The organism is Candidatus Nitrosotenuis chungbukensis (genome assembly GCF_000685395.1).
GTDB classification, from domain to species: domain Archaea; phylum Thermoproteota; class Nitrososphaeria; order Nitrososphaerales; family Nitrosopumilaceae; genus Nitrosotenuis; species Nitrosotenuis chungbukensis.
On sequence record NZ_AVSQ01000017.1, the window covers coordinates 21,833 to 38,102 of the forward strand.

Below are 16,270 nucleotides of genomic sequence, written 5' to 3' on the forward strand. Positions count from 1 at the left end.
TTTAATAATCAAGCGGTAAAAAGGTTAATCAATCAACTAGGTGGATTTTTTCCTGTTGAAATCCTACTTTATTACGGGAACTGACACCGGAGTTGGGAAAACATGCTTTACTGCAGGCCTTGCACTTGTAATGAGAAATTCCGGAACTGACGTGGGCGTGATGAAACCTTTTGCCACCGGCATTCCGCAAAAGACCGGGTACCAATCCGAGGATGTGGAAATTCTAGTTGAGGCATCTGGTGCAAAAGACGGTGAAAGTCTGGTAAATCCGTACTTTTTCCCAATTCCCGCCTCGCCGTACATGGCAGCGAACAAGCTGAAAACTGCAATCGACGTGAGTTTGGTGCTAGACCGATTTGAAAAACTGCAATCCCTTCACGATTCCGTGCTAGTTGAGGGGATTGGCGGAATAATGACGCCGATTCTCAAAGATTACCATGTTGCTGATTTGATAAAGGACATGAACCTTGAGGCCATGATAGTGGCAAGCTCAAGAATTGGAACCGTAAATCACACCCTTTTGACGTGTGACGCCTGCGCAAAGTACGGGATCAAGGCAAAAGGGATAGTCATAAACAATTCTGATGCATCTGGGTATGCTGCAGACGATCTTGCATCTGACTTGAAAAATCTTAGCGGGCTTGACGTGCTGTGCTCGATCCCACATGTTGATGGGTGCAACACAGAGAAAATTTCCAGAATCTTGGCCGAAAGCAGTATGCTGTCTGCGCTCTGATTCACACTTTGAAGATTTTAAATTTTGACTGTGTCCTTGAGGCGCAAAAAGCACTGATGTCATTTATGATGCTGGAAAAAGAGCACCCGTTGTCGATTTCGTACGTCTTGTATTGAAGGCCAAGGCCAGTTTTTTGCACAAGCCAGATGTTTTCTTTTGTCGGCTGTACGGTTTCAATCCTCTTTAGCGATTCGAGAATTGCGTCTACGTTCTTTGTTTTTGGGAAAAATATGACTAGTGCGTCTTTTGGAGATGAGACAAGCGTTCGAACGTCTGGAATCACAATGTCTATTTCTACGGATTTTAGCGTCACCTTTCTTTGGCTTGGGATCAGCGCATTTGTGAGCAAATAATGCATCAGCGACTCTGCAAGCACTTCAAAGTTTTCGTGCTGGTCTCCGTGCAATTTGATAATTTTTGGGTAGCAGTTGTTTACAATGTGCTGGATCATGTCGACTGTATTGTTTTTTGAAATCTCTGTCTGAATTTTCTGCTCTGAGATTGAATCTATCTGCTCGTACAGAATTTCTTTGACTGGGGATGCCTCGCTCATGGATTTGTCAACCGTTTGCACCATTTCTTGTTTTGGATTTGCGTAAAATGAACTCTGCAATCCTAACCTGGTGTCTGGCACGGATTTCCTAAAGTCGCGTAGAAATTCCTAAATCATGGGCATAATTCTGAGAACTAGTGAAAAACGCCGAATGCAAAAGGTGCCTGAACAAGTTTAATCCGAAGGACATTTACACGATTCAGCAGTTTCAATATAGAAAGTCCCCGTCTTACGAGTGGACAAGAGAATTCTTTGATGTCTTAAAGATTGGCGAATGGGACTCGTTTTGCGAGACCTGTATTCGTCACTATGCCCAGATATCAAACGATGCGTGGCTAAAATCCTGTAAAAACTAGAAAACTGTGTTTTGACCCAAGTTTCCAGAGATCATACTGCTGGCTGTATGTTGGCCAGTTTTTTAATCTCGTTTATCACGTCGTCTAAATCGTAAGGCTTGTACATCAGCGAAATCTCCTTCATTTGCTCGAGTTTCTTCTTTGTTGCGTCTGTGATGTCTGCAGTTAGAACTAGGAACTTTGCGCTTGGGTCGATTTTTCGTATCTTGTCAATTGCATAAAATCCGTCAAAATACGGCATCATTAGATCAAGTACGATTATTTCTGGCCTGTGTTTTTCAAATAATCCGACTGCCTCTCTTCCGTCATAGCCTACGCCTACAACAGAGATGTTTGCTGATTTTGCCCATTCTTCAAATATCTCTGCCATGTCCTTGTCGTCTTCTATTATTATGATGGTGTCCTTTTTGCTCATTTATTCTATAACTGATTAAAATCCAAATAACCATGTGTTTGTACAAAAAATTCACATGTTTTCTTTTTGTTATTTATAACTCATAAAACCTGTTTGTTTGATTAAAAAAACACATTTTTTTTAAATGATGATTTGTATCCACTGCATGCGTAGATTCATCATTAGAAAGGAGGATGCTGAGTCTTCAACACAGTCTAAAGAATTGGATCCGATGAGTTTTACGGAGAGAACTGTCTTTTTCAAAAAAGACCCAAATGCAAAAAACCAACCCACGATAGATGATCTGGACAAAGAGGATCTGGGCAAAGAGGATTTTAAGCAAAGTGACTCTTCAGGACCTAGTCTGACTAAAAGCACCTTGGAATTAAAGACCAAGTCTAGCAACGAAGACAAAGACGCAGATAATGTCGATAAGCCAAATAATGCTGCTGGTCAGTCTCAAGAGATAAAAAAGTTATTTGATCAGTCGCTCGGAGTCGTAAAAGAGTTCCAGGAAAACAAAATAAAACTAATGTACAAACATCTGGAAGAAGAGCAACAGCTGACAAAGCATCTAAATGATACGTTGCAAACAAACCTTCTTACCATTTCTAAACTAGATGAGGAACTAGAAGAGCGAAAAAATCAGCTCGAAATCGAGGTGGAAGAGAAAACAAAGAGAATCCTTGATTCTGAGAAACTATCTGCGATAGGAGAGCTTTCGGCAAGGCTTGCGCACGATATAAAAAATCCGCTTACCACAATCAAAAGCACAGTTAAACTGCTAAAAACATTCCAAGGCAAGCCAATAGACGAGTATGTCATGAAAAGATTTGACATGATGGATGAATCTATTTTCCGAATAAGTCATCAAGTTGACGGCGTGCTTGATTATATCAAGAAAACCCCCCTGCAGATGGAGCCATCGTCTTTGATTAACATCATAAAAGTATCAATCATGCCTCTGACAATTCCAAAAAATGTTCAAATTAACTTGCCAAACACTGACATAACTTTGAAGTGCGACTCGATAAAAATGGAAGTCGTTTTTGGAAATATCATACTGAATTCCGTTCAAGCAATTGGCGATAACCCTGGCAAGATCTATGTTCGTTATGTGGAAACGTCAGATTATGTGATAATCGAAGTGGCAGATTCCGGTCCTGGGATTCCTCCTGAGATTTTGGACAGGGTTTTTGATCCGCTGTTTACGACAAAACAAAGGGGAACGGGTCTTGGACTGTCAAGTTGTAAAAACATAATCGAGCAACACGGTGGAAACATGTCTGTAAAAAACACCCCAACTACATTTACAATCCGCCTGCCTAATTTGCTTGCAAAGAAATAATTTTTAATTTTTTTCTAGTCTTTTTTTGAAATTACGGTTTAGCTTTCCTGTGATTTTATTAATTTGCATATTCTTTCTGAATGCTCGTCATTAATCCCAAGTCGCTTTAGTTCCTGTTTTATCAGTAGCGTGGGATCCGTGATTTCTGGGTTTTTCTGTTTTTTTATCACAAACTCCATTTCCTCTTTTAGTGATATTATTTGCCTTTTTGTTGAGACCATCTCATTTTTTGTCTTTTCAACTACCATCTGCTCATGTTCCAGCTTTTCGTTTAATCTATTGTAATTAGCTTCAAGATTTGATATTATGGTCCTTATGTCACTTTCAGTTATGTGCTTTGGGTTTATTTTCTCTAATTCGACTTTGTTTTTTGGCGATTCACGAAAACAATTTAATTCATCGGCAAACTTTTTTTCTTTTTCAAGCAGCGTTTTCATGTTGGCCATTTTCTGAGTAAGTGTAGCATTTACAAATTTTTGATATTGGTTTGTATCAAGAATTTGATCATGGATGTCTTTTGATTTTTGTAAAACCTCCTCATGTTTTGATAAAATTTGCGGCTTGTTTGAGAAGAAAATTGACCTATCTGTTACCTCTGCCGCGTCCTGAATCTCAATCTTAGATCCTACTCCTGTAATGTGCGACCATTCGTCCTCCGCTGAATCACCCTGACCCTGAATTGGCTGCCCGTCTTTTGAGATTCGATTAATGTGTTTTACCAATGACAAACTTCAGAAATTCTACCTAATGTTTATCATGATATTTAAAATGAACAAACAACTCTGTTGTTTTTTGGCATAGGGCATGAGCGTGAGAACCTCATACTGTAATTTTAGAAAATGTAACGCCAGTCAGTTTATTGTCTGGCTGTATTTTGTTGGGTATTGTTTGAACAAATCGAAAACATAAATCTAATTATAAAATATCAAAGAAAATTCACTGTGCCTATTTTCATGGATGAACACACCATTGATGCTGATTCTCTGAACCTATTCAAAAACATCATAACCAGCGAATTTGAATCTCACATCTACACCAAAGAGATGTTTTTCAATCCTCAGCAACAAAAACTATGCTGCATTTTGGATTCCCCAGATGAAAAGTCTATACGAGATCATCATGTTAAATTTGGAATTAAGTGCGATTCCATCACTCAAATACAGCAAGTTACACTTGGGGATCAGGGTGACACGGACAAACTTCAAGTCATAGGCGAACTGGCGGCGAGGCTTGCACACGATCTGCGAAACCCGTTGTCAGTAATCAAAAACGTTGTGGAAATAATGGAAAGCAAGCCGAAGCTTAAGATCGAAGAAAAAATCATCTGTTATGGGAGGCTGCACCGGGCGATAAACAGAATATCCCATCAAATAGACGAAGTACTTGACTTTGTCAGGCCAAGTAAGCTTACCGTGACAAATAATCTTTTAAATGAAATTGTTATTTCTGCAATAGAAAAAATAGCAAAACCAGATAACGTAAAAATCAATCTTCCAAATAATTTTGTCTATGTGCCATGTGATTTTATAAAATTTGAAGTGATGATTACGAATCTCATAATGAACGCAATTCAGGCAATGAACAACTCCGGCCAGGTCGATGTCAGACTTTTTGATGACGGAAAATATGCGACATTGCAGGTAATCGACAGTGGCTGCGGCATACCCAAAGACGTAATGCCTAGAATATTTGAGCCGTTGTTTACGACAAAGCAGATAGGCACCGGCCTTGGGCTGGCAAGCTGTAAGGCAATAGTTGAGCAACACAAAGGCATAATCACTGTCACTAGCAGCGTTGGAAAGGGAACGACCTTTACAATACGAATTCCAAAATCCAGCGCCGTCGTATCTGATAAGAGCGTATCACATAGCGCAGTTCCGTCGCAAATCGCAATGCCTAACAAATAATCCTAGTTCGCACTAAATTTAGGATAACTCGAATCTGAAAAGAAAATCCGCTACTCTCCTGGATATAATATCAGATATTCCTCGGGATTCTTTCGTGACTTTTTTGCAATCAATGCGTCTTGGTAGCGCTCAAAGTGCTCAATCAGGTACAGCTGGCTTCCGTGAGATCCAAACGGGTCTATGCCAACTAGATTAAATCCTGACTCGGGGGTTAGGCTGGCCTTTTCTTTTCCGTCTATCTCGTATGCCATGTCTGTCTCCCGCTTGGCATAGTTTTAAAATTTGATACTCTGTGTATGATCATTGGACAAAGTGCCTTCGAGGGACAAAATAAGAATTGGGTCAAACGTGCTGATAGTGCAAAAACAGGATCAGCGTACGGGCGCTCTGACTGAAGGCACGGTCAAAAGAATTCTCACATCGAGTAATTTCCACCCTCATGGGATCAAAGTTGAATTAGAGGGGGGCAAAGTAGGCCGCGTTCAAAAAATATCTTAATTTGTAGTGGCTGTGGGATATTTTTGTCTCTTGATTTGGATGAGGCCCCAAAATACTCAAATCTGTCATGTCTTTAACTTCGGTGGAATGAGCGTAAAAAAGGAAAACTTGTTTTCTAGTTCAAAAATAAGGAAAATAAATCCAAACTGGTTTACTGGCAAGGTCCACATGACTGATATCTCAGACGTCATAAAATCAAAAGAACAGCACATCTATCATGTTTACTTTAAGAATGGCGCAAAAACCAAAGTGCACATACATAACGGAAACCAAATACTGATTGCCACAAAAGGAAGGGGAGTCTTGGAAACGTTTTCAAAAAAGGGAAGCGGAAGGGATCATTTCGGCATTGCAAGAACCCAAAAAATCAGCCTCAATGTAGGTGACGTGGCATACATCAAAAAGGGAACGCTTCACACTCATGGCTCTGCGGACAAAAGAAATGTTTTCTCTCATATTGCAATTAACATCATACCTGCAAAGAACAAGGAATACAAGACCACTTGGTACGAGTCTGATTTTAAAACGCTTGCAAGTGGCATCGTAAAATAACTGAATTAATTCCGTACGGCGTCTGCGTTCTGGATCCATCCATGGCTTATAACTAGAAGTCCTTCAGCAGTCTTGTTGGAATCGCCATCAATTGAGATACGACGAGCGTTTGGATTTCTATTCATATGCGTTTCAATCGCAGTTGTGGCAGGCGCGGTCTTGAGCGAAATTGTTTATCAGAACAATTTGCCATTTTATTACTACGGGATAGTCTGGGTTGGAAGTTTTGGCATAACCGTAGGATCTAGTTTTAGAAAATTCTCCAAGACCATTCCATTGATCCGCCAAAGAATGAAAAACAGCGTAAAGTGGCCTCCGTACATAAGTGCCATAAACGGGCTCTGCTGGGCGGGGCCGTTTGCCGCAATCGCGGTGTTTCCGTCATTGCTACAATATCTGATACTTCTTGGCATTGGACTTGGTAATCTTGCGACTTATCTTATGATGAGGAAGTTTAGCAATCAGGACAACAGAGAACAGATGATAGTTGGATGCATTGCGTTGATCTCAATACCAGTTGCAGTTTTCATAGACACGCAACTAGTCATATTGCAAGACGTTGCAGTTTTGCTGTCTAGGATTTTAATTGCAATATCTTATGCTGCTGGCGGAATTTACGCTAGGCGATAGCCTAGTCACAGAACACGTACTTGCGCTCGCCTCTGCTTTCAGGAGTGTCTTCGATGCTGACTAGGACGAATTCTTTTTTGGCATCCAAAAGACTTTGATCTGGAGAGCGTTTGTTTTCGTGGATTTCCTCGTATTCCTCAAGTGAAAGCTTTTTGCGCTCGCCTATCTCCACCTCGAGATTCATGTTGCTTACGATTTCTTTGTAGTCTGGCTGAACAGTTCCGCTAAACACCATTGCACTGCTTCCGCTGCCGTACGAGCCAAATCCGATGCGTTTTCCAGCCAGGTCGATTCCCTTTTGGAATTCAAACTCTAGGCAGCTTCTAAATCCCAAGTACAAAGACGCCGTATACAAGTTTCCAATCATCGTGGATGCAATAAGGGAGCTTGCAAGCTTGTCTTCGTAGAACTGCCTGTATTCTTTTGTCTTTGTGAAAAGCTTGGTAAATTCATGGTCTTTTGTCATGTATTCCTCATCTGCCAAAATCGATTCTATTGTGCCCCGCGGATCTTTTGGAACTGGCTCCTCCATTCCTGTCTGCTCGATGGTCCTCTTCCATCTTGGCAGGCCTCTCCACTCCCTTCTAAGCAGGTATGACAGCGCCTTTTTGCCCATGTTTGAGTACGGCAGGTGCATGCAGAGATAATCGATATGGTCCAAAATTGTCTCGCCCTCGTTTATTTTGATTATTCCTGTGCCCAGTGCCTTTTTCTTGTATGCCTCAAAGGCCTTTTTGACCTGAATCAGGTATAGTAAATTAGAATACTGGCCGTGAACAATTGGGGTTTCCTTTCCAAACGGCCTGTAGAAATCATACTCGTTTTTAATCGAAGTTGATGTTACCTTTGCGTCAAACTGGAGCAGCCTTGGCTTGTCGTTGAGAAGCATTGCGACTGCCCCTGCCCCCTGCGTATACTCACCAGTCGAACCCATGTCGTACTTGGCAATGTCTGATACCACAACTATGGCTGATTTTCCTTCAGCCTCTCCAGCTCTGATCCAATTAGAATTATCATACAGCGCATAAGAACCGCTTACACATGCAAACTTGCACTCTATTCCACCACAGTGCTCAAAAGAGTCCGGGCCGTATACCTGCTCGAGCATTCCAATCACGTAGGAGTTTAGCGCCTTTGACTCGTCTAGTGCCGATTCGGTTGCGACATAAAGCCTGCCTATCTCGCTTGGGGAAACATTGTTTTTTTGCATTAGTTTGAGGCATGCATTTGCAGCCAGGCACGCTGGGTCTTGGTTTGTATCTACTATTGCCATCTTGGATATTCCCAAACCCTGCTTTAGCTTTGCAGGATCAACTCCCCTTGCTACTGCAAAGTCTGCCGAATCAACAAAAAGCCTTGGAATATAGATGGCCATGTCATCTATGCCTGCCGCCATGAGCTTCCCTTCTCAAATTTGAATATAAGGTTTGTCAACTAAGCATATTCTAATAACGTATAATCACGTGAAAATCTGCGATATTTTCTGCTATCTTGATTTGTTTGGCAATTTTTTTACAATTATTGTTCGGTGTAGTGTAATTATTAGTTATTTTGCCCAAATCTGAAAAACGTCAGGACTCCATGATCCAGCCTTTTTGTATGGCTGATCTGTCGACTGCCTCCCCGACACCTGTGGCGTATCTCCAAATGACTGGCGCGTCAGTTGACATTCTGACCTTTATTTTTATCAGGGCCTCGGTCTCGTTTGCAAGATTACTGCTTGTGTTTCCGTGGTTTTGGCAGAACTTGCATTTTGGATCAAGTCTGATTGGATCCGTGTCAGATACTGGATATGCCTTGCATGCAAGCGGCCTTTGCTCGTAAATCATACATGGAAACCCACCATGAGGCGATTTTTTGCCAGACTTTGTATCCAAAAATGGGCAGGTGTTTCCGTTTTCCTCAATTCCCATCATCTGGTACGCCATGACCTCTGTTGGCCCGTCAGATTCGTATGAAATGCCGATTCGCGGCAGAATCGTCACGTCAAGATCATGCGTCTTGGCAAGGGCGTGGATTCTTTCCCTTTCTTCAGGCATTATGAGCACGCCTATCTTGCCGAACTTTTTTGAAGGGTAGTACTCGCGTTCTATGCAGCACTGGGAACAGTCCTGAACACAGTTAAAATCCACGCAATGCAAACGGCGTAAAACAATAAAACTCTAGTTGTTTTGCAGCTCTTCTGAATCTAGGACCTTGGCAAAGACGTCGTATGGCTGAGCCCCCGGTATCTTTGCCATCTTGTTGTTTGCCCCAACGATGATGAATCCCGGCGTTCCAGTAAAGCCAACTGTTTTTGCATCCTCCGCGCTTGCCTGGATCATTTTCATGTATCTTCCGCTTGACGTGCATTCTGCAAATGCCTCCATGTCAAGTCCAAGATCATTTGCAAATTTGATCTGATTCTCAGGAGACGCCCAGCCGTTGTTCTCACCAGTCCAGTTGTTGTACAGGGTATCGTGGTACTCCCAGAACTTGTCCTGCTCTCCTGCACAGTGTGCCGCGTGTGCGGCAGTGACAGAGTCTTGGCCTATTATGGTAAAGTCCTTGAATATCATTTTCACTTTTCCTGTTTTTATATAGTTTTCAAGAATTTGGTTCTCTGTCTCATGGAAGAACTTGTTGCAGAAAAAGCACTGATAGTCTCCAAACTCTATTATCGTAATTGGCGCGCTAGGATCGCCCAGTAGCGGCGATGCGTTTTCAGTCAGTACCGACATGCTGATTTGCTTGGGGCCTTCCTCCTCTGCAGGTTTTACGTTTTCATGCTTTGACTGCTCTATGTCTTCGACGCTAAACGGCGTTCCGACATTTGCGGACATTGCATAAAATACTGCGATTATGGAAATTGCCGCGATTCCTGCCCCGATTCCTAGTGATGGCGCGTGTATGTTCAACTAAGACTGGTCAAATCTGGGCGCATTTAGTTCTTTATCCTGTCTGGACGAACCGAACACATTCACATTAATCTAAAGCAAAACTGCGATCATGACTGTTGTCCGGAGATAACATGTGGACCATAACTGTCACTGTAGCACTGTCATCGCTTTTGATTCTTGCGTATTTTGTACTGTATCCAATCACTGCAAAAGATGGCACAGTTGAGCAGACAAAAATGGGGCTGGACAAGGCAATAAACAGAGTTGAGACGCTGCGCGATGAATCAAAACAAGTGCCTATGTCGACTGATTCTGGATTAAATCCGTAAAAACCCAAAGTGTAATGTAAATAAATCCCGAGCCTTTGGAAAAAACATGAAACGGGTTTTTGTAAACGGGTATGGCTCGATTGGAACCCGTATAGTACAGTTCATCAAAGACGATCCCCAAATCAAGGTAATCGGGATTGGCAAGAACTCGCCTGACGATAAGGTAAACGATGCAATATCGCGCGGATTTGACGTTTACGTTCCGGAAAAAAACATTGCACTTTTCAAGAATTACAAAATCAAAGGGACGATCGAGAGCGCACTGGATGACTGCGACCTGGTGATAGATGCAACACCTGGGGGCACAGGCTATGCCAACAAAAAACGTCTCTATGAGCCAAAGGGCGTGATGGCAATATACCAGGGGGGAGAGTCAGTATCTGGGGACGAGCGCGTCTCTGACTTGCTGTTCAATTCCCGCGTGACATACAAGGAGGCATTTGGCCAAAAACACGTCATGCAGGGAAGCTGCAACGTAACTGGAATGGGAAGGATACTGCAGCCTCTGCGAGAAAAGTTTGGTTCAAGACTAGTCAGGTTTGACGCCGTCTTGGTACGACGATGGGCAGACCTTGAGCAGACAAGCAAAACAGTCCCAGATACCGTAGAGTGGACCCCAAACCCGCACCACGGGGACGACGTAAAGCACTACATGGGAAAAGACACGCCGCTGTTTTTGCAAGTGATCAAAGTTCCGACAAGGCAGATGCACCTTCATCTCATGGCTGTCAGATTCAAAGATGCCGCGCCAAAGCCTTCTGAGATTTTGGATCTTTTCAAAAATGAATACGGCGTTGCAACGCTGTGGACTGCCAAGGGAACAAAGCAAATACGCGATGCCGCAGAGTCCATGAAGTTTAGCTTCAAGGACACTAACATGATTCACATCCACGCTGAGATGCTAGAGTCAGTTGGCGACACAATCAAGATGGCGTACTCTGATGACCAAACGGGAATCGTGATTCCTGAAAACCACATCCTGATGCAGGCAATGCTGTTCCAAAAAACGTACGAGGAGGCATCTAGGCACACCGAAAGCCTGTTTCACATGGATGAGAAAAAGAAGGCACTAGAAGAGTTTTTTTCTAAAAAATAACTGCAAATATTATTTTATTCTCTCTCGCTCTATCTCGACAAAGATGTGCTCTCTGTTTGCCTTTGGAATTATCTCCATTATCTTTTGCTCCACAATATCTGTCACCACTTCTATCTTGTCAGTATCCAGATTGTCTATCAGGTTCACCTGAACTCCGATTAGAATGTCGTCCAGTCCCAAGTGCATGGTTCTCATCGTTATGACTCTGTTTACCTCTGGGATGTCATTGATTGATTTTACTATTCGTCTGTACTCTCTTGCCGTTATGGATTCGCCTATGATCAAACCCCTGTTCTCTTTTGCCAAAAAGAACGCAAAGAACATCAGGATGGATCCGATTAGAAGAGACGCAATCCCGTCGTAAACAGAGTTTCCAGTCATGTCCGATAGGAAAATTCCTATTGCAGCTATTGCTATTCCAAGCAGTGCTGCAGAATCCTCAACAATGACTGTCAGGATTACCGTGTCCTTGCTTTCCTTGAACTCATTGATCATTGATGACGGCGTGATCTTTTCTCCGCGCCCTCTGATTCCCTTTGTAAACTGTTTTAATGCAATCCTTAGCGCGTTTGCCTCAAACCCGAACGCTATTACAAGTATGATGTAGCTTATCTGGACGTTTTCAATCTTGTAGTTTCCATGAAGTAAAGATGAGGCGCCGTTTTCCAATGACAAAATGCCTGATATTCCAAACAGCATGGTTGCAACAATAAATGACCAAAAGAAAAGATCCCTCCCGTAGCCGAACTGGTGCTGATAGCTTGCAGCTTTTACACTGGTCTTCATTCCAAACAAGAGCAGGACCTGGTTGAACGTGTCTGATGCAGAGTGGTATGCCTCTGCCCACATTGCGGCACTTCCTGTAAATAATGCCGCAACAAACTTGCTAATTGCAACACCCAAGTTTCCAAATAATGCTGCATATACTGCTTTTTTAGAACCTACTGCCAACTATAGGTTACCTCAACTGATTTGGCTATAATAAATTAAAGCCTGATCTTATCCTCTTGGTGGGATGGCAAACCTGTTTGCAGGGTTGTTGTGGTAGTCAACTGGCAGGCTGGAATCCTTTTGTCTGCCCGTCAGTATTCCTACTACTACGTCGTCTTTTTTGATTGTCCCCTTTTCTACGAGTTTCTTTATTCCAGCTGGTGTCGCACCTGATGCCATCTCGCAGTCAAATCCGTTTAGCCCTACTATTGACATGCCGTCAAGCATCTCAGAATCAGATACCTGCTCGACAACTCCGTTTGTAAACTCTAGTGCCCTCAGTCCCTTTAGGATGTTTGCAGGCCTGCCAATTTGGATTGCAGTTGCCTTTGTCTTTGGGCGTATTCCTTTCTCGTCCATGTTCTTGTAGTATCTTTTTATCAAATCAGTATCCGGCTTTCCTTTGTTCCATCGCAGCTCTGCCCCTTCAAACTTACCGTTGTACAAATCGTATAACGTGCTTGCGCCGTCTGAGTTTATTGCAGCGATTCTTGGGACTTTTTTAATCCAGCCCCACTCGTACAGCTCCATGAGTGCCTTGCCGCAACTTGAGATGTTTCCAAGTGCGCCTCCTGGATACACAATCCAGTCTGGCGCCTGCCAGTTCAGGTATTCTATTGCCCGGTATGGGATTGTCTTTTGCCCCTCAATTCTAAACGGGTTTACAGAGTTTACCGTGTATCCGTCCTGATTTTTTGCATCGTCAAGTGACTTGGCAAGTGCGTCGTCAAAATTTCCCTGCACCTGGATTATCTGCGCACCAAACTGGTATGCCTGGCTCAGCTTTCCAGGCGCTATCTGTCCTGCCGGGATGTACACGTGGCAGTCCATGTTTTCGTTTGCGGCAAACATTGCAGCTGCAGCAGACGTGTTGCCAGTTGAGGCGCAAATTATCTTTCTTGCCCCGATTAGCTTTGCGTGGGTAATCGCAGTTGCCATGCCGTTGTCTTTGAAGGAGCCACTTGGGTTGTACCCTTCTGGCTGGAGCCACAAGTTATCGTGATTTACACCGATGTATTCTGCGACCTTTGACATCTGGTAGGGCTTTGACTGCCTTCCCTCCGCCCCGTCAAGTGAGACCAGGTACTTGGAGCACTCCTCCTCGTTTCTGGTGTCTATCTGGCAGAAATTGAGCAGGTCTCTGAATCTCCACACTCCGCTTTCGTTGAAAATGTTGCCCTGGGAATTGCGCCTTGTATAGAATAATTCCTTTAGTTCTGATGATGGTGATTTTTTGTATTTTACGTCAAGTAGGTGGCCTTTGTCGCACTCTATGTTTCTTGACGTGATTGGGTACTCCAGTCCGCAGGAAGGATCAATGCATTTTAGATATGCGTTATCGTTCAATGACTTGCAAATAAAATACTGGTTTAAATTTGAACCGATGATTGCCCCGTTTCAATTAGGCCTAACATTTTTGAATAGTCGCGTACGAATACAAGAAAATGACTGCGTTTTCCAAGTACATCGAGGGAATCCTGCAGCAAATATCTGACTCGCATACCGTTTTGAAAAATCTAAAGGACAAGCCTGGGGACCTGGATGTGATAAAAAAAGAACTTGCCAAGATAACCGGCCTTTTGCAGGTCTTGGCAAACAAGATTGAGGCAAACCCTGAAGAGGCGTCCGACTATCGCTACTTTCTGTCGCCGTCAAAGTTTTACCTGGAGAACTATGATTTTTTTAGGGAAATCGACACTGTGTCACTTTTGTATTCTGATGACCCGATGCGACTAAAGGGCATCAGGCTTACCATACTTGATGCACTTGATGAAAAAAACTTAATTGGACACATCAGCGCGTTTCTTAGGGGGCTGTGATTGGCTGAAAAAAAGTGCGTGATTTGCGGATGCCGTGATCACAAGATATTTGGCTGCTCAAGGCACTGGTCAAAAAGCTGCAGCTGCCACAATTAGTCACCTGGCTTGCAAGTGTCGCACACTATGACACTGAAAGATTTTCTGGCCATGTCAATTGTGGAGAACCAGTGAAAGCCGTCGCCATTGTTTGCAAATTTGCCCTCCGTTATGGAATCGCACTTGCTTTGGTGTATGGTCTTTGACGCATCATCAGAGTACACGATAAAACCGAAATTTGATCCCTTGACTAGTTTGAACTGTTCTAGGTTTTCGATTTTTGACAACTGTAAAATGATGCAAACTCGGTATTTTAACTGGACTTCTTCGCGCCCGAACGAACATGGAAGTTTATACAACACTTGCACTCTTTGTCGATACACTCTGACTCGGTGTAATGGCCGCAAATGCCGCACTCACAATGTGTTTGCATAAGCATCATTACTCATTCCTGAATATAACTAAAACTGCGTATCTTTTGCTGATTTGGAGCTAAAATGATGTTATTTTTTTACCTTTGAGTGTTTTTCTGGCTTGGCTTCTTTTTTTGCCTTTGCCGCCTTGTTTTCCAACTCTTCAATCTCCGCTGCTTTCTTGTCGACAACCTTGATTATCTCCTGAATGAATTTGTCAAGATCGTCGTCTGAAACGGGAGGCTCTGCCTGGGCCGCTATTTCTGTTATGGCATTTGAGATTTCAGAGCTTACCTGCTCAAAGCTCTCTGGATCCTCGTATGCCGCACTGTATAATGATTTGAGATTGTTTACTTGGTTGAGAAGCTGATCAGTCAACGTTATGTGGTAGTCGGTGCCGCTAATCGAAATCTCCTTTGTAAGCATGATTCTGTCTTTTTCGTATACTGTCTTATAGTTTTCCCTCGAAATGAGTCAAAAAATGACTTGTAGTTGTGGTATCAGAACGTGATGTATTCTAGCGCCACTGCATCGCTGATAAGGGAGAAATGCTTTGTGTTTACAACGTATCCGTTTTTTATGTCGTTTACAGACACCCACCTGTTTGTAGAGGTGTAGTTGCTTCTTTCTTTGAGTTCTTTTTCGATTACGTCGATATCAAACTCGCCTTCCTCGATTTGCTGTGTGGCCAGATGTTTTATTGTGACCAAAATTTTGTTCACCTTTACCCTGTTTCCAAATTTCCACTGTGATGGAGGGTGTTCGTCGGAGACTTCGAGTATCTTGATCTTCATTTCCTTGTTTCCAAAGACGTTGTGGCTTACCAGCATCCTTTCGTCAACAAACTGTTCAAAGCTCATGGGTATGGTATGGTGAAAGGATAATTAAAGAATTGTCATAAATCTCAATTTGCTGGCGCCGTTTTAGGCACTAGTCTTTGAGTGCCTCATCTTAAAGGGCATTGCGTGGTCCTTCAGGTCAAGCGTTTGGCGCTTTCCGTCAACTAGGGCATAAGTCTCGCCCTCGTAGCTGCAGACAAAATCGGTAACCTGGTGCGCCTTGTCCCAGACCTTGTAGAACTCCCTTAGCTCTCTTTTTTCGTATTGCCCAAGGCCTATTCTCTTTTTTGAGAGAAACTTGAATGCAAATATGACCCTGCGCGTACCGTAGATCTCAAAGGTGTCTGTCCATTTTAGGCATCTTTGGACCTGGTCATACGGGACAGTCAGCGAGTTTGTCGTTCCTGACTTTGCCTCTATTGTAAATATGGTGCTGTGTTTTGTGCTTACAACCAAAATGTCAGGCAGCCCGACGCTTGGGGAGCCAAGCCTAAACGCCTTCCAGTCTGACATTGCGTTGAATCTCTTTACCAGTGTGTCTTCCCAGTTGTAGCCTCGCTGGCGCCTCGTTCTTGCGATTTTTTTGTTATCCTTGACTGGGGGATCCGGCTTTGTTATTTTAGATGACTTTAACAAAAGAACTGGCTTTGCTGCTTTCAATGACTAATCGTGGACTCGTTTCGTTATAGTGACTAGGTTATTGTATTATCTTACAAGTTTGTGAAGATCTGTTTGCTTGCAAAATCGCTATTTTATCTGAAATACTATGGCTTGTACTGTAAGATCTGATTTTTCAAAAACAAGCTGTCCTTGACTCCTAGAGCCAGTCTTGGGAACCGTTTGGGTTAGTTCTATTTTCAAAAGATTGTTTTTAATGATTAACTTCATTTGTCA

24 protein-coding genes are annotated in these 16,270 nt (G+C 42.9%); 10 read left to right on the plus strand and 14 right to left on the minus strand.

From position 1 onward, the window contains the following. Positions 1–55: 55 nt before the first annotated feature. On the plus strand, positions 56–736 hold the full coding sequence (gene bioD, locus NKMY2_RS06790; protein WP_052347584.1) for a dethiobiotin synthase: 681 nt from the start codon (positions 56–58) through the stop codon (positions 734–736). A gap of 1 nt (position 737) precedes the next feature. On the opposite strand, the gene NKMY2_RS06795 is transcribed toward bioD, so the two are convergent. Beyond that, positions 738–1,289: a hypothetical protein gene (locus NKMY2_RS06795; protein ID WP_042686672.1), complete on the minus strand. Its 552-nt coding sequence runs from the start codon at positions 1,287–1,289 to the stop codon at positions 738–740. A 137-nt stretch (positions 1,290–1,426) separates the two neighbouring features. Between NKMY2_RS06795 and NKMY2_RS10530 the strand changes: the two genes are divergently transcribed. Beyond that, a complete protein-coding gene (locus NKMY2_RS10530) occupies positions 1,427–1,645 on the plus strand; it encodes a hypothetical protein (protein WP_076613405.1) in 219 nt (72 codons plus the stop codon). Positions 1,646–1,676: 31 nt separating this feature from the next. Here the strand turns inward: NKMY2_RS10530 and NKMY2_RS06800 are convergent, their stop codons facing one another. Further along, positions 1,677–2,060: a response regulator gene (locus NKMY2_RS06800; protein WP_042686398.1), complete on the minus strand. Its 384-nt coding sequence runs from the start codon at positions 2,058–2,060 to the stop codon at positions 1,677–1,679. Positions 2,061–2,205: 145 nt separating this feature from the next. Here NKMY2_RS06800 and NKMY2_RS06805 point away from each other — a divergent pair, with 145 nt between their 5' ends. Continuing rightward, positions 2,206–3,387 carry a sensor histidine kinase gene (locus NKMY2_RS06805; protein WP_238549797.1) on the plus strand — a complete coding sequence of 394 codons (1,182 nt, stop codon included), beginning with the start codon at positions 2,206–2,208 and terminating at the stop codon, positions 3,385–3,387. 38 nt (positions 3,388–3,425) lie between these two features. Here the strand turns inward: NKMY2_RS06805 and NKMY2_RS06810 are convergent, their stop codons facing one another. After that, entirely contained in the window at positions 3,426–4,109 is a 684-nt protein-coding gene (locus tag NKMY2_RS06810) for a hypothetical protein (RefSeq protein WP_042686401.1), read from the minus strand. 231 nt (positions 4,110–4,340) lie between these two features. On the opposite strand from NKMY2_RS06810, the gene NKMY2_RS06815 reads away from it, so the two are divergent. After that, on the plus strand, positions 4,341–5,294 hold the full coding sequence (locus tag NKMY2_RS06815) for an ATP-binding protein (RefSeq protein ID WP_157832480.1): 954 nt from the start codon (positions 4,341–4,343) through the stop codon (positions 5,292–5,294). Between the two features lie 50 nt (positions 5,295–5,344). Here NKMY2_RS06815 and NKMY2_RS06820 read toward each other — a convergent pair whose 3' ends face one another. After that, complete coding sequence (locus tag NKMY2_RS06820) at positions 5,345–5,545, minus strand: hypothetical protein (RefSeq protein WP_042686403.1); 201 nt, start codon at positions 5,543–5,545, stop codon at positions 5,345–5,347. Between the two features lie 52 nt (positions 5,546–5,597). On the opposite strand from NKMY2_RS06820, the gene NKMY2_RS06825 reads away from it, so the two are divergent. The 3 genes from NKMY2_RS06825 to NKMY2_RS06835 all read left to right on the plus strand — a co-directional run bounded on the left by NKMY2_RS06825 (position 5,598) and on the right by NKMY2_RS06835 (position 6,974). Continuing rightward, a complete protein-coding gene (locus NKMY2_RS06825; protein ID WP_042686405.1) occupies positions 5,598–5,792 on the plus strand; it encodes a YwbE family protein in 195 nt (64 codons plus the stop codon). An 87-nt stretch (positions 5,793–5,879) separates the two neighbouring features. After that, a complete protein-coding gene (locus tag NKMY2_RS06830; RefSeq protein ID WP_042686407.1) occupies positions 5,880–6,344 on the plus strand; it encodes a cupin domain-containing protein in 465 nt (154 codons plus the stop codon). A gap of 75 nt (positions 6,345–6,419) precedes the next feature. Next, positions 6,420–6,974, plus strand: a complete 555-nt coding sequence (locus tag NKMY2_RS06835) for a hypothetical protein (protein ID WP_042686409.1) — start codon at positions 6,420–6,422, stop codon at positions 6,972–6,974. 1 nt (position 6,975) lies between these two features. On the opposite strand, the gene NKMY2_RS06840 is transcribed toward NKMY2_RS06835, so the two are convergent. The 3 genes from NKMY2_RS06840 to NKMY2_RS06850 all read right to left on the minus strand — a co-directional run bounded on the left by NKMY2_RS06840 (position 6,976) and on the right by NKMY2_RS06850 (position 9,871). Beyond that, positions 6,976–8,370, minus strand: a complete 1,395-nt coding sequence (locus tag NKMY2_RS06840) for a hydroxymethylglutaryl-CoA synthase family protein (RefSeq protein WP_042686411.1) — start codon at positions 8,368–8,370, stop codon at positions 6,976–6,978. Positions 8,371–8,545: 175 nt separating this feature from the next. Further along, on the minus strand, positions 8,546–9,106 hold the full coding sequence (locus NKMY2_RS06845; RefSeq protein ID WP_042686412.1) for a YkgJ family cysteine cluster protein: 561 nt from the start codon (positions 9,104–9,106) through the stop codon (positions 8,546–8,548). Between the two features lie 30 nt (positions 9,107–9,136). Next, positions 9,137–9,871 (minus strand): DsbA family protein, encoded by a 735-nt coding sequence (locus NKMY2_RS06850; RefSeq protein ID WP_238549798.1) that lies wholly within the window; start codon positions 9,869–9,871, stop codon positions 9,137–9,139. Positions 9,872–9,984: 113 nt separating this feature from the next. Between NKMY2_RS06850 and NKMY2_RS06855 the strand changes: the two genes are divergently transcribed. Together NKMY2_RS06855 and NKMY2_RS06860 are read left to right on the plus strand one after the other, a co-directional pair. Continuing rightward, positions 9,985–10,182 carry a hypothetical protein gene (locus NKMY2_RS06855; protein WP_042686413.1) on the plus strand — a complete coding sequence of 66 codons (198 nt, stop codon included), beginning with the start codon at positions 9,985–9,987 and terminating at the stop codon, positions 10,180–10,182. A gap of 46 nt (positions 10,183–10,228) precedes the next feature. Next, on the plus strand, positions 10,229–11,278 hold the full coding sequence (locus NKMY2_RS06860) for a type II glyceraldehyde-3-phosphate dehydrogenase (RefSeq protein ID WP_042686415.1): 1,050 nt from the start codon (positions 10,229–10,231) through the stop codon (positions 11,276–11,278). Between the two features lie 9 nt (positions 11,279–11,287). Here NKMY2_RS06860 and NKMY2_RS06865 read toward each other — a convergent pair whose 3' ends face one another. Next, positions 11,288–12,229, minus strand: a complete 942-nt coding sequence (locus NKMY2_RS06865) for a cation diffusion facilitator family transporter (RefSeq protein WP_042686416.1) — start codon at positions 12,227–12,229, stop codon at positions 11,288–11,290. A gap of 48 nt (positions 12,230–12,277) precedes the next feature. Further along, on the minus strand, positions 12,278–13,615 hold the full coding sequence (gene thrC, locus NKMY2_RS06870; RefSeq protein ID WP_042686417.1) for a threonine synthase: 1,338 nt from the start codon (positions 13,613–13,615) through the stop codon (positions 12,278–12,280). 98 nt (positions 13,616–13,713) lie between these two features. Between thrC and NKMY2_RS06875 the strand changes: the two genes are divergently transcribed. Next, the gene (locus tag NKMY2_RS06875) at positions 13,714–14,088 is read left to right on the plus strand and encodes a hypothetical protein (protein WP_042686419.1); all 375 of its coding nucleotides are present in this window, start codon (positions 13,714–13,716) and stop codon (positions 14,086–14,088) included. A gap of 92 nt (positions 14,089–14,180) precedes the next feature. On the opposite strand, the gene NKMY2_RS06880 is transcribed toward NKMY2_RS06875, so the two are convergent. From NKMY2_RS06880 to NKMY2_RS10775, 5 genes are all read right to left on the minus strand, one after another. Further along, the gene (locus NKMY2_RS06880) at positions 14,181–14,411 is read right to left on the minus strand and encodes a hypothetical protein (protein ID WP_042686421.1); all 231 of its coding nucleotides are present in this window, start codon (positions 14,409–14,411) and stop codon (positions 14,181–14,183) included. A 216-nt stretch (positions 14,412–14,627) separates the two neighbouring features. Next, positions 14,628–14,963 carry a hypothetical protein gene (locus NKMY2_RS06885; RefSeq protein WP_042686423.1) on the minus strand — a complete coding sequence of 112 codons (336 nt, stop codon included), beginning with the start codon at positions 14,961–14,963 and terminating at the stop codon, positions 14,628–14,630. A gap of 74 nt (positions 14,964–15,037) precedes the next feature. Beyond that, a complete protein-coding gene (locus NKMY2_RS06890; RefSeq protein WP_042686425.1) occupies positions 15,038–15,397 on the minus strand; it encodes a hypothetical protein in 360 nt (119 codons plus the stop codon). 63 nt (positions 15,398–15,460) lie between these two features. Beyond that, on the minus strand, positions 15,461–16,036 hold the full coding sequence (locus NKMY2_RS06895; RefSeq protein ID WP_042686427.1) for a resolvase: 576 nt from the start codon (positions 16,034–16,036) through the stop codon (positions 15,461–15,463). Between the two features lie 87 nt (positions 16,037–16,123). Further along, positions 16,124–16,264, minus strand: coding sequence for a hypothetical protein (locus tag NKMY2_RS10775; protein WP_157832481.1), 141 nt, complete (start codon positions 16,262–16,264; stop codon positions 16,124–16,126). Between the last annotated feature and the right edge of the window lie 6 nt (positions 16,265–16,270).